This window comes from Paenibacillus sp. 2KB_20 (assembly GCF_052115765.1).
In the GTDB taxonomy this organism is placed as follows: domain Bacteria; phylum Bacillota; class Bacilli; order Paenibacillales; family Paenibacillaceae; genus Paenibacillus_AQ.
This window is the reverse complement of record NZ_JBFRHH010000007.1, coordinates 95341-109475: the sequence shown is the minus strand read 5'-3', so window position 1 is coordinate 109475 and position 14135 is coordinate 95341. Positions and strand designations below refer to the sequence as shown.

The window sequence follows — 14135 nt, the reverse complement described above, 5'->3', positions numbered from 1 at the left end:
CAGAGCCATTGACGATATCATGTTCATGATGGATTATATTCTGATTATTTCGTTTTCCATCAGGTTGACAAGACTGCCGCCCCGATACATAGTAAAGCTATGGATACCATACGAAAACCAGACGGATTCGCGTCTCAGAAAATCATTGTCCTCCCGGATCATATTATGAAAGAGGCGGCCCGCCATCCGCTTGTGGAACCGCTGCACGTAACTGACATCGGATACTTTCCGCGTGCGCTTCATCACTACCGGGAACGCCCGGAGGGCAGTGGCGCGTACATCTTAATCTACTGCGTGGAGGGGGAAGGCTGGTACCGGTTGAACGGTGGCAAAACCTATTCTCTGCTCAAGGGGCAGGCGGTTGTCATCCCGCCGGATACGCCGCATGAATATGCTTCATCGGAGTTTCATCCCTGGAGCATTTACTGGTGGCATATGAAGGGGACGCATGCAGGTTTATTGTTCGAGGGATTTACCGGCGCAGCCGAACCCGCCATCGTTCCGGTCGACCAGTCAAGGAGCATCGTAGAGCTGTTTCAGGAGAGTTACGAGCTGCTGCAAAAAGGGTATACGCTGAACCATATCATCCATGTCTCGCAGCTCGCCGGCCACTTGGCGGCCATCATCCGCCTCGCCCGGCTCCAACCGCAGCGGGGGCAACACCAGCACAACAAGCATGACATGGAACAGACGCTTCGATTCATGACCGAGCATCTGGAGGGCCATGTGAGCCTGAAGGAGCTGGCGGCCTACGCAAATCTGTCCATACCGCACTTCACCTTCCGGTTCAAGGAAGCGACGGGCTACTCCCCCATCGATTACTATCTGCGGCTCAAAATCCAGCGGGCCTGCCAGCATCTGGACCTGACCGGCGAGAGCGTCAAGGAGATCAGCCTCCGGCTCGGCTTCCAGGATCCCTACTACTTCTCGCGGCTGTTCAAAAAAATCATGGGAAAATCCCCTTCCGAATACCGAGATACCCGGAAGGGGTAGGTTTCTCCTCTTTATGTGTTGCGAGACGCTCCACGTACGAATCGTTCCTACCATCGGTGTTGTCCCCAATTTCTTGAATTGGTTCTCGTCAAGGAAGAAATTCGGGGACAAAGGCGACCGCATTCGCTTCTCGGGAATCGTTTCATCCTTTCCGCTGCTTCGTGCTGATGCCATAATTTAAAAAAATGTTGCAGAAAAAGAAATCATCGTTTGGAATTATGGCCTGCGACCTTTGTGGTTACAGTTAAACATAAATCGAGGCTATCCCCAGTATATAAACTATCTTCTTTCCAAACAAAAAAACTACCCTGACGGTAAAAGTTCCTAGAACAATTGATTCACATGAAGTTTTCAAGTACCGTAAATCGTCCGGTAAGGATGGGGTGATAATGCAGGTAGTGTGGAGCAATCAACCTGTTCTTGAGAGTGTGCGTAGGGGCTAGAAAGAACAAGAAGAAGGCGCTCCATCACGCTGTAGTCTCCATGTTTCACTGCACTTTCTAGAGCGGCCTCTACCCGGTAGTTTCGAGAAATTTCGCGCTGTAGGACGGTCTAACTGCCGTCGCCGATGCTTTCAGAGCGCCGCGATCCGCTGCCTGATACGCGGAAATAGTCCAATGGCATTCTGGTAGAATACCTTCTCATGATGCTGCTCAGGCACGAGCCTGCGAACGAATTCCGCATACAGGTCGATCGGTGCGAGCGGCCAGTCGGTTCCGAACAACATTTTCTCGTAATGATCACAGTACACCAGCGCCCGGCGAAAATGGTCCATGAACAGCGGTTCGTTCATGAACCGTTCAAATTGGGGCCGATCTCCGACGACAAGTCCGGACAAATCGGCGTAGACGTTCGGGTTCTTGGCCACCACTTCGGCGGCATCCATCACCCAGGGATCACCCAAATGGCAAATCATGAAGTTCACGCCGCGCTGCTGGTAGGCCAATTCATCTACGGTAAGCGGATGCGAATACTTCAGCAATCCGTTCATCGAGTAAGTATCGCCGGTATGAATCACCACGGGCATGCCGTACTTGGCAGCCAACTCATAAATCGGCGTGTAGATTTTGTCATAGACGTAATGATGGTAGTACCCAGCATATAGCTTAATTCCCGCCACCTCGGGAACTTGCAGACGAGCTTCAATCCTATCGAGCTCCTCTAGGGCGTGCTTGCCGGTGAGCATGTTCGGATTGATGCCGACGCATTCCATTAGGAACGGTGGAACGCTTTCTTGCAGGTCAAGACCCATCGGATTAGGTGAATTGGAATCAGGAAAGGCTCCCTTGGTCTGCTCCGTGACGCCCATTCCAATACCAAGAATGACGTCGTTCTTGTCAAACTCCGCCTTAAGTCCGGCAGTGGTGTAATCGACTTTGGACTGATCAATCGCTGTTTGATGAAAGCTGTCGATGTCCGACAGATGAATATGAATGTCAATGATCGGCATGTAAGATCTCCTTTTCGTCGGCAGGATTGGTAAAGGTCAGCTTCTGAAGGTCACGGACATCCTCCGAATTCAGATCGATTCGACCCAAGATCAGAAAAGTCGGCTGTGTCCAGGCGGTTTTCCCATTCAGAAGTAAAAGATGGTGATTCACATCGTGACTAAACACCTTGTTGTTCACATACGCTGATGAACTCTGATTGTGATAACTATTCACCATATGCAGCATGTTCTGACGAGAAACAGCGCCTATTCGCAAGAGTCCCTTGAAATGAAGCTCGGCTTCCAGCTTCCCGAGAAGGAACTTTCCTTCCCCGGGGATTTCCATCCATCCTTCGGAGAAGACTGGTGAAGGCTTGAAGAAATTATCATCCCTGAGCGAATAATGCGGCAGAACCAGGCCACTTTCGTTGGTCACCGAATGCAGCACGCAGAGAACAGGGACACCAGGCAGCATAAGGTAATGCTGGTCGATCGTGATCCCCCGATTCGCTTCCTGCTTCTCGATGACAGTGGTCATTCGTAGTCCCTTCCAGACGTTGCCGTGCAAATCCATCCGCTCCGCCCATGTCGCACTTCTCGGCTCCTGCTGTCGACTGAAGCCACTCATGCCGGGAATGTCCACGCCGAGTCCGCCGTACCAGGGATTCCACCAAGAACGCGGGGCAGCTTCCGGATACGAACTGTCCAACCATTCTTCGCCTTGGTGCTTCAGGGAATGCACGACGCTGCCGAAGCCAGGGGAAGCCGCTATGGAGAGAATCCCGTTGCTCACTGTGTACACGGGACCTGCCGCTCCTTCCTCCAGCCCGCAAACGACGGCTGCTTCCGTTTGGGGAAGCCAGAGAGCCGACCGCTCCTGAACCCAATCCTCGCCGCGATAGACGGCACGGGCCTTCCAACCGGATTCGCCATTTTCCGGGTCTTGCTTTTCCCCAGGGGAGTACTCAAAGCTCGCAGAACGAAGGTCCTGCTCCTTTTGCAACTTTATGTCGGCAACCTTCCGCTCCGGTTCCTCACCGTTTTGCACATACAGTTCCAAGCTACCCGCGAGCGGAACCATCTTTCTTTCGATAAGTTCTGCATTCAGCGGCCCAGCCAAGAACGGATTTCCGCCGCCAAGCGCCAGTTCGAGATGATCGTCCAGCATCGGTACGACCGGGTTCCGCAGCTTCCGGGCGAAGCAGCGGAAATCCCACCACTTAGCGAAGGTGTTTAGAGCAAACACGGTCGTCTTCGTTCGTACGACAGCTCCGCCAGGAATTCTGCCAAGATCATGCTCCAGACCAAGCGGGTATTCCGGGCGAAGCAGCTTCAGGGAAGGGTCCCAACTGATGCCGCAACCGACGTTCTCTTCCTTGCTGAACAGCCAGTTCTCCGTGATCTGGGCGCTGTCCCAATGACTCGGATCGCTGGAGTAAGCATCGCCCATGTCCACATAATGGCCCTGGTATGGCAGGATGAGCCTGCTGCCGAAGAAACCAAAATTCGTCAGTAGATACATGTTCTCTTCCAGCCCTTTGCTGCTGGTGTTGCAGATTTCGTGATAAAACTCGGCGATGCCGCTTGCGAACAGCTTGGCCACCGACTTTATCTCCAGGCCGGGGAAGTCTTCCGACTCGTAAAGGGCTTCAAGTACCTGACTCTCCCCTTCTGAGTAAATCTTCACTTCTTTGGCCTGCTTCTTGGAGAATTCTTCTGCAAACGGCTTACCCAGCTTCGGATAGTTCCACCAGAAACTGTGGTGGGATCCTGGATAATCGATCCACATGTTATTATTAAGCTTATCCAGATGGAGGGAGAATGCGCCATTCACGGCGACCCACTGTTCCCCGTCTTCCCCACCGAAGCGGCCGTGCGGTCCCTTCATCAGGACGGACAGCTTGCTTGTGAAGGAAACCGCCTTTTGATCAACCGGAACTGCCGTCACCTGAACCTCTCGCGAGTAGAGTCCGTAGGACCGTAAGGTGAAGGATACCGGGACAGATGCTTTGCCCTTGGCTGGAAGTGTGAAGCGTACCGCACGATCGACCCATTCCACGCTTTCATCCTCTGGCCATTCAAAAGCGAACTCCGCTTCCGAGGCAAAATGGTTCTCCACGTTCAGATACAGCTCGGCCGGAATGCCTGGATAAAGCTCCTTGACTGGCAGCGCCGTCTTCATCTTGACCGGGAATTTCGGAGCGATACCAATGCGGAACTCAGCCCGCTTGCCACCGATAACCCATTGGCTCATGACAACGGGATGGGTCTTCTTGTCATTCAGCTCCTCCTGGACTGGGTCAAGCTCGAATTCCCCCTCCACGATGACTGTCTCTCCCGGAGCGATCGTTTGTGAAACAGTCAGCGCAAAACGGATATTCTTGTCATCCTGGCCCTTGATCTCAATCGCCAGCTCGGAAGCCGAGCGGTTCTTGATGCGATAGCGAACCTTGTAGGCGGAACCGAACACAAGATCGTGCTCGTCCATTTCGGTGGAGATTGCATAGTCAGGCGTGTCGAGAGCGGTCAGCCCGCGACCGGACTTTTCGAATTCCGCTCGCACGGAGAGATCTCCCTTACCCCAGGTGTATTCAAAGAAATCGAAGCCGCGCTCCCGGCGACCATCCGGCTCGATGACAAGCTCGCGGGTGCTGTCTGCATACCAATCCAGCTCCTTAAAATAAGGAGCGAGCGCTTCGGTTTGCAAGATGGTCGGAATGAAGTTCATCAGGTGGACGTAATCATCATTCTTTTCCCAGAAGAACCCGCATTTCTTGTACATCGGCACGGCTTTGGTGTTGCCTGCCCAAGTAAACAGATCTAGCCGCGGCCAACCCGCTTCAACTGTCATGCGGACGGCATTCAAGATCAGATTGCGGCCTACCTTGTAGCCGTGATAATCGGGCCGAACATTCAACAGCGGCACATACAGGGCCCCTTCGTCATGGCGGTAGTGGGCGAAACTACAGAAGCCGACAACCTCCTTACCATCGACGGCGAGAAACGCATGAAGATTGGACGAAATCTCCATCTCCCGGCGAACAGCGTCCTCCGTTCTCTGCCTGGTGCCGCCTCCCCAACTTTCGTTGCTGCGGTTCCACATATCAGTGAGCGCCCCAGCGTAGGAAGGGTCATATTCGATAATTCGGATTTGTTCCGCGGTGGTGTTTGTTGTCATGCTCTCATCTCCTTATCATCATCTAGAAGTATGTAGTGAATATAGCTGCACCAAATTACTTTATCTGCATTAGCTTCAAAATTTGTACAATCTCTACCATATACATCCCATTCTTCAATTCAATCCTATTGTTTGCGCAATTTTCGCCTGGAATCTTATTATCGCTAAATTGCGCATCCATAGTCAGGCAATCATAATCAACAATATACAATTTGTTATCCGTTATTTCTATATATCCTTCTGTCCTTCTATAGCACTCCAGATCATTTAACGTAGCTTCGAACTTTACTTCTATCGTCCATGAATGTTCTATTCCTTCCTCGGTCATTTGGAAACTAGTATTTTGCCTTCTTCCATCTCATCTGAGAAATGTTTGAATAGCGACTCAAATTCCCAATCTTCATCTACAGCTATAACTTATCATACTATAAAATGGAAGTATTTAGGCATACAACTAATCCACTACTTCAAAATAAAAACTCCTACCTAGGGGTCGCTTTCGATACTTTCAGCATGTTTTAGATTCTCATTTTTAATATTGAAATTACTACTCGTCTATGTTACCTATCATTTTTTCTTTTTATGTAAATAGTTGAGTTTAATGATATATATTTGTTATTCTGGAAATTAGAAACTTTTTAAATTAATTGGAGGTTTTTTCTGTGTATGGTATGTATATATTGTTTATTATCTTAATTATTATTGGAGTTACCCCAACTTTTTATAGATTCAACAAACGAATAAATCTATTAGAAGAGTGCATTAGCAAACTTGAAAACAAAGATTGAATATCAGAGCGTAAAAAAAACGGCCTAACCCACAAGGAAAAGGCTGTTTGCTTTATTATCTGCAATCTTCTTTTTTGAACGTTCCAGCATCGTCTGGTCTGTACCACACTTTTTGTAATCCCCATCTCCAGGGCCACCACAGACAGCTGGCTGCTACGACTGGATATGTAGTGGACTGTAACGGCTCCTCCATAGGGCGAATATGGAGCCATTCGATACTGTACATTGGTTAGCATACTCAAGGCTAAACCCATAATGGTGATCCACATTTCGTTCCTCCCTTAAGTCCATGATGTAATCTAATATCAGTCATAACATTGACGTTAACGTGGAAGTCGACGGCAAAAAAACGCCACATTGTCTATCAGACAACACGGCGCTTTCTATTCAGGAAGTATCTTATCCCTGTTTTAGTATCCGATACACCAAGCTGTCAAAATCCCCGCGCAGTGGCAGCTCAATTCCGATGTTCATGAGTGCCCTGCCGCTCCATGTACCTTCTAGCCCCTCGATGCCATACGACTGATCGGCTTGCAGTCCGGTCAACCGCAGTCGTGGCAGCGGCTCGCCCAGCTTCTGGCTGTGCAGGAACGCAAACAGCACGTTGCTGCCGTCTTCGCTGCCGTACTGCACGGCCGTTACGCCTTTATGCCGAAGCGAGTCCAAGCGATACTGGCTGCCAAACTGAACCAGATGGCGAATGGATTTGTACTGCGCGACAAATTCGGCCGATTCCGCAATCAGTTCGTCGCTCCACTCATTCAGGTTGGAGCCGATGCCGAGCGTTCCCATCATGGCGCTGTGGAGGCGGTATTTCAGGGATACCTGCCTGCGGTTCATCCCTGTCGGCGACTCCGTCACCCAGCAGGTCATCATTCGCGGAGCATACGTGTACGAGAAGCCCTCCTGAATGCTGAGGCGGTCAAAGGCATCCGTGTTATCGCTCGGCCAGGATTGATCGGCATACCGGAAAATGCCAAGATCGATGCGCGCTCCGCCGCCGGCGCAGGTTTCAAACGCCACATGCGGGAATTTGCGCCGCAGTTCCGCCCAAATCTCGTACAGACTCTGAACGTGGCGAATCCAGATCTCCTTCTGGCGATGAAGCGGATGATCCTTCATGCCGGGTTCGGTTACGGTCCGGTTCATGTCCCATTTAATGAACTTGATGTTATGCTTCTCCAGCAGGTCCGTCATAAACTGCACAATGTAAGCCTTAACCTCCGGCTTCGAAATGTTCAGCAGCAGCTGATTGCGAAGCTCCGAGCGCTCCCGCGTCTCGAAATGGTACACCCAATCCGGGTGCTCCCGGTACAGGTCGCTGTCCGGATTGACGGCCTCCGGCTCCACCCAGATGCCGAAATCCATGCCCAGCTCATGCACCCGGTTAATCAGCTCGCCGAGACCGTTCGGGAATTTCTCCCGGTTCACGAACCAATCGCCAAGCCCGGCGCGGTCGTGGTTGCGCCCGCCGAACCACCCGTCGTCCACGACGAACAATTCCACGCCCAAACGCGCGGCTCTCTCGGCCAAAGCCATTTGATCCTTGGCATTGACATCGAAGTACGTCGCTTCCCACGAGTTATACAGGACCGGTCTCGTTTGGCTGCCCGGGAGGACATCCGAATATTGATAGCGGTGCAGCTGCCGGCTCATCCCGCCAAAGCCGCCGCTGCTGTATCCCCCGACGAAGCTTGGCGTATCGAAGGCTTCTCCCGCTCCCAGCACCCACTCGCTGTCGAAATCGTTGATGCCCCCGGTCACCCGGACATGCTCGAACACCGTACGCTCGGCCGTGATCTTCCAGTTTCCGCTCCAGGCCAGCGCGCCGAACCATACCTGCCCCGCCGACTCCGTGGCATGTCCGTCATCCATTGCAAACCAAGGATTGGTGTGGCTGTCCGTAAAGCCCCTGCGGGATTCCAGCACCTTCTTTCCTTCGGTGAGGAAGGTGCTGCGCAGCTGAAATTCGCCGGACCATTTCCCCGTCACGTGCGTGAGGCGGTAATCCGTCAGATAGGGGATGACCCATGCCGCGGACTGCGCATTTTCCAGCACGATATCCGCCTCGCCGCGGTTTACGATCCGGGCTGAACGTTCAATTAAGTCGCACTCTGGAATCGCCCGATAAGACAGCTCCACTTCGAGCGGATACGCTTCGTCCTTCATGACGATGATCAGTGTTTCCCTGCCTTCCGTCTTGAGCGTGCGGTGCCCGGCATAACGAACTGCCAAGTCGCGCACGCCATCCGGCATGCGGACCTTTAGGCTGGGCTCGCTGTATTTGACTCCGCCCCAGAAGCTGTATTCCTCCACCTCCGAATGGACTTCCGCGTCAAACGAGCTGTGCGATCTCGGCCGGAGCAGCGGCGCCGCGTCTTCGATTCCGACCGGCTCCCCCCAGTAGAGATGTTGCAGATTGCCGCTGTCGTTGATGCCGAACAGATAGGAGCTGTTATCGGTTTGTATCGCAAACACGCGAGACTGTTCTTGGTATTGAATGGTCACAGAATATCATCCTTCCGATTCGTGTTGATATGGTTTTTGCCTGAGCAAGAAAAGACGGAGAGCCAAAAGACGAAGCATCTTTTTGACTCTCCCTGGCCAGATTATTTGCCCCACAGCTCTTGACGTTTGTTGAAGTTGTCCGTATAAATCTTTTCCAGCTTGGCCAGGCCAGCCGCCTCGATCTCGGCCATCATCTGGTTATAGGATTCCACCACTTGATCCTCGGACGGCGACAGGGCCATCTTCAGGAAATATTTATTGATGGTGTCGTTCACCTTCGTTTCCATAATGGCTTCTGGCGTCCCGCCAGCCGGGCCCAGGTTGTCATACGGTGCCGTATCAAACGACGTATCGGCCAGGTTCTTGATCGCCAGATCCGTGACCGGATCGGTCTGATAACGGCCCATCAGGTCATACGGGGTTCCGTCCTCGCCCGGACCGTTCTTGATCATCCAGGTCCACTTGCGAATGCCCGTTGTACGGGAGGCTTCGTCCCAATTCTTCTTGAAGTCGTCCAGCACTTCTTGTCTTGGCACATGCTTGCCGTCCTTCATGTCCCAATGTTCGCCCTCAACTCCCCACATCAGCAGATACTGGCCTTCCTCGCTGGCCAGGAAATCAAGCAGCTTCATCGTCCGGACCGGATCCTTGTTGGAGCGGCTGATGGCGACGCCGTCCCAGCCCAGGGAGCTCTTCGGTCCATAGGTTGCCTCTTCCGGCTTCACGCCCGGAGCCAGCACTTTATATTGGTAGAATTGACGCTCATCCTCGGTTGCCTTATCGGCTGCTTCGGTTTTGAGCAGCGCATTCGCATTTCCCACATTCCAAAGCGCTTCCGCCGTGGCAAACACGTTACCGTTACCCAGCTTCTGCTCGTACTGCTTGGTCTTCATCGTTGCCCATTCCTTGTCCAGCAACCCTTTACGGTACAGGGAATTCAGGAACTTGACCATTTCGAGATACTGCGGATCGCGGACGTCCTTCTTCAGCTCGCCGTTGGTCTCGTAATACGGCATCATGCCGTACATTCCTTTGAGGCTGCCGGTCACGCTGCCGATATTCTCGCCGTTGAGTGTCATCGGAATGCTTTCTTTCCCGTCAATCGTTGGATACTTCTCTTTGAACTTGACGAGCAGCTCCTCGAATTCCTCCGCGGTAAACGGCTCGCCGTTATTCACCTTATCCCCGACGCCCAGCTCCTTCATGATGTCCATGCGCATCATGAATCCGAATACCGGGTACTGCTCCAAGCCGTACCAGTTGGAGAAATAATAATTTTTGCCATCCTCGCTTCGGGTTTTGGTCAACGTGTCGCCGTACATTTTTTTGATATTCGGTCCATGCTCTTCGATCAGGTCATTCAGCGGGACGATCGCGCCGGAGGTAATATACTTGTTCATGATATCGCTTCCACGACTCAATAAAATAACATCGGGAAGATCGCCGCTGGCCAGCATCAGATTCAGCTTCTCGACCGGATTGCCCGTAGGCTGCTGGATCTCGACGGTGACGCCCGTTTTTTCCGTAATCACTTGCGCAACCGGGTTGGTAAAGGCATCCCCCGTGTTTTGGTCAAACCAGGTTAACGTGATCGGCGCGTTGCTGTCCGCATCCGTTCCACTGTCTCCGCCCGATGCCGCCTTCTGGTTGTCGGCGCAAGCCGAAAGCGTTGTCATAACTAGGGCTGCTGCCAGAATCAATTTTAGTTTCTTCATTTGCTGAACCCCTTTCTAAGGTCGTCATATTCAAAAGCTCGAATATATCTATCATTGTAAAAATCAGGAGTTCAATCATCTATAACGCAATCTTACAATTCATGATGCAAAACGTCTTTCATTCAGGGTAGCACCTGCTGCCTGTCCCGTTCGTTTGCTGGATGCCTATCGGAGATTACAGGTATCCGAATGGTCACCGCGGTTCCGATGCCGAGCCTGCTGAAGATGCTGACGCCATATTCTTCCCCGTAGGTCAGCTTGATCCGGTCATCCACATTTTTCACGCCGTATCCAGGCAGATTATCCGATTTGTTCAGCGCATGATCGAGCTGTTCCGGCGTCATCCCGATGCCGTCGTCAATAACCTGGAGCAAGAGGTCGTCCCCCTCCTGCTTTACTTTCACGATGATGTTGATCCCCGATTCGTCCCAGATGGCATGATTGATGCAGTTCTCGATAAAGGGCTGCAGGATCAGCTTGATCGTTGGGGTCCCGAACAGCTGCTCATCCAGGTCGTAATGCATATGGAGCTTGTCCCGGAACCGGATCTTCTGGATCGCGACATAATTCTTCACCAGATTGATTTCCTGCTCCAGCAGAATGATGCGTTTCCCTTTATTCAGCGACACCCGGTAATACTTGGCCAAATAATTGACCATCTGGTACACCTGCATGGCCCCTTCCTTGATCGCCAGGGAAGAGATGGAGGACAAGGTGTTGTACAGGAAATGGGGGTTGATCTGGGCCTGGAGCGTATTCAGTTCCGACTCCTTCCTTGCGATCTCCTTCACGTACACGTCATGGATCAGGGATTGTATGGTCGAAGCCATCTTATTGAACGCAAAGGAAACCTGGCCGATCTCATCATGCCCCATCGGCCTAATCGACAGCCGGAAATCCCCGCGCTCCACCTTCCGGATCTGCTGCAGAAGCACCTCGATGCGCTTGGTCATGACCTTGGTCGTAAAATATAACAGCAGGATGGCTATGCCAATCGCCAGCGCGGAGAACCAGATGACGTTCTTGGTCGCCTGATTCGCATTGGCCAGCAGCTCGTCGTAGGGCACGGTGATGACCGTGGACCAGCCGTTGCTGAGCTTTTTATACGTAAAAAAACGCTCCTGGCCGTTAATCTTAATATCGAAAGAACCTGCATCCTGGGTCATTCGCTCCTGAATCGGGAACACGTCAAACAGCTGGTTGGATTGGAGATTCTGATCCCCCGTACTGATCACGCCGCCAAACTCGTCGATAATATAAACGCTTTTGTTGTAATTCTCCATTTTGATCAGGGAGTAGAATTCGTTTGCGTTAATGTCCATGGTCAAAATCCCGTACGGATGCTGCAGGCTGAAATAACTCAAGGAACGGGCAATGGTGATATACGCATCATCGGACTTGAAATCCCCGGAATGGAAGTACACCGTATTGCCGGCGGCATCCAGCACCTGTTCCTCCATCGCCGGAGGCATCTCTTCCGTATATTTGACGTATTGGCCGTCGGAATAGAGGGTGTGGTTCCCCGTATATATCGTAATGCCCAGAATGTTGGCATTCAGGGTCATCAAGGACGGCAGCGTCCGGTTGATATATTGGTAGGCATCCAGATAATAGTACGCCTGCTCATAATCGGTAGACAGATAATTGCGGAGCTGCGCATCCATGTAGAGGATGTTCGACAGTTGATTGTAATACTCCAGCCGTTTCTCCACGTTGGTGTTAATCTGTGCCAGCGATCCGCCCAAGGCCGTATAGGTATGCTCCGTAATCGTGCTGCGCGTCGAGGAATACGAATAATAGATCAGCAGCGAGAACGGCAGGATGATCACGATGAGAAAGATGAAAAAGAACTTGTGCCGGAGCCGCCAGTTGGTGTATGCGCGTAAGTGCGCGAACGGGAGAACCCCTGCCAGACGGCTCCACGGGCCGGTCGGTCTAGATGTTTTTGCGGTATTCATTCGGCGTGACTCCTTGGTTTTTTAAGAATAGGGAAATGAAATAAGATGTGCTCTCATAACCGACCCTTTGGGCAATGTCCTGCACTTTGAGCGAATCGTCCGCGAGCAACTCCTTGGCTTTGTTCAGCCGGATTCTCGTTAAATAGTCATGGATGGTCATGCCGGTTTTCTCCTTAAAAATGGAACGCAGGTAGTTGGGAGACAGAAACACCTGATCGGACAAGCTGTTGATCGTAATAGCCTGGTGATAGGTCTGGTCGATCGTCGTGCGTACCTGGTGCACCAGCCTTGCATTTTTGTCCATGAACCGGTGTTCCAGCGTCCGAATCGCATGCCCGGCGAAATCGATGATGATCGCTTCGATTTCAATAATGGTTCGGCACTGATAGATGGAATGGTAAAGCTCCGCCCGCTTGTGGCTCTCCGTGATCGGTTCGTGGATCCCCTCCAGCAGACGCTCCACCAGTCCGATGGCAAAGTCGCACACTTCGGTTTTTCTGATTCGCAGCATGACCAGCCGGTTGAAGTAATCCCGAAGCTTCTGCGCGGCCTGCTCGGACGCCAGCTGATGAATGTCCTCGAAATAGGCCGTTTCTTGGAAAGGAGGAATTTGCCGGCTCTCCAGCTGCCGCAACACGTCCTTGGCATAGATAACTCTCCCGTTCCCGACGTAAAACATCTCCTCCAGCATCATCCGCGTCTCCCGGTATAAATCCTGGATGCGGGACAGCTCTTCCGGCTCCTCGTTCACGGCCGCGGTCATCGTAAAGCCCAGCGTATCCTGCATCTGCTTCAGCAAATCCTCCCACGTAAAGCGGCTCAGATGGCTAGCCGCATCCATGAAGATGCCCAGCTCGCCTTCCCGGCAGATGACCAGATCCGCCTCCAGCTTCTTGTCCGCAAGCCACTCCTCCATATACGTCTGCAGACGCGCCATGCCATCCTCGAGGGACAGCCCCGGCTGTGCAGCGTGCGGAGCATCGAGGCCGAGCAGCGTTAGGGTATACGTTCTCGGCTCCGTATGGCGGGACAGCTTACGGTAGCTGGCAGCGAGGTTCCTGAATCGCTCCTCGTTCTGCTCGAACATCATCTCTCGTACAATATTGGATTTGGTCACGCGAATGGAGCGGTTCTTCATCCGCACTTCCTCGCAGCGCCGTTTCACTTTATCGATAACGCTTACAATTTCGCTCAGATCCAGCGGCTTCAATAAATAGCCGACGGCTCCCACGTTTAAGGCTGACTTCACATAATTGAATTCATCGTGTCCGGTCAGGAAGACGAACTGAATCCAGTCGAATTGCTCACTCACCCGTTTCGCCATATCGAGCCCGTTCATGACGGGCATCTGGACGTCCGTCAATATGATATCGGGCTGTATCACCTCGATCTTCTCCAGGGCATCCCTGCCGTTCAGGGCTGTTCCAGCCACATATATCCCCATCTCTTCCCAACGAATATAATCTCGGATCATCTCTAGCTCTAGCTCTTCGTCATCAACGAGAAAAATGCTATACATGCTCATACCCCCTGTGTCGGCTTTATCCCTTCATATTATAGCGATTT

7 protein-coding genes are annotated in these 14135 nt (G+C 52.2%); 1 reads left to right on the top strand and 6 read right to left on the bottom strand.

From position 1 onward, the window contains the following. The first annotated feature begins 99 nt into the window (after positions 1 to 99). Entirely contained in the window at positions 100 to 993 is an 894-nt protein-coding gene (locus AB4124_RS19325; RefSeq protein ID WP_441973905.1) for a helix-turn-helix domain-containing protein, read from the top strand. A 574-nt stretch (positions 994 to 1567) separates the two neighbouring features. Here the strand turns inward: AB4124_RS19325 and AB4124_RS19320 are convergent. The 6 genes from AB4124_RS19320 to AB4124_RS19295 form a co-directional block, all read right to left on the bottom strand. After that, on the bottom strand, positions 1568 to 2443 hold the full coding sequence (locus tag AB4124_RS19320; protein ID WP_441973904.1) for an amidohydrolase family protein: 876 nt from the start codon (positions 2441 to 2443) through the stop codon (positions 1568 to 1570). After that, positions 2430 to 5600, bottom strand: a complete 3171-nt coding sequence (locus AB4124_RS19315) for a GNAT family N-acetyltransferase (protein WP_441973903.1) — start codon at positions 5598 to 5600, stop codon at positions 2430 to 2432. Before AB4124_RS19315 ends, AB4124_RS19320 begins: the two co-directional genes overlap by 14 nt. Before the next feature lie 1187 nt (positions 5601 to 6787). Beyond that, positions 6788 to 8896, bottom strand: coding sequence for an alpha-galactosidase (locus AB4124_RS19310; RefSeq protein WP_441973902.1), 2109 nt, complete (start codon positions 8894 to 8896; stop codon positions 6788 to 6790). Positions 8897 to 8997: 101 nt separating this feature from the next. Beyond that, positions 8998 to 10611, bottom strand: a complete 1614-nt coding sequence (locus AB4124_RS19305; RefSeq protein ID WP_076325172.1) for an ABC transporter substrate-binding protein — start codon at positions 10609 to 10611, stop codon at positions 8998 to 9000. A 122-nt stretch (positions 10612 to 10733) separates the two neighbouring features. Then, complete coding sequence (locus AB4124_RS19300; protein WP_441973901.1) at positions 10734 to 12569, bottom strand: cache domain-containing sensor histidine kinase; 1836 nt, start codon at positions 12567 to 12569, stop codon at positions 10734 to 10736. Then, complete coding sequence (locus AB4124_RS19295) at positions 12547 to 14088, bottom strand: response regulator transcription factor (RefSeq protein WP_441973900.1); 1542 nt, start codon at positions 14086 to 14088, stop codon at positions 12547 to 12549. Before AB4124_RS19295 ends, AB4124_RS19300 begins: the two co-directional genes overlap by 23 nt. Positions 14089 to 14135 lie beyond the last annotated feature (47 nt).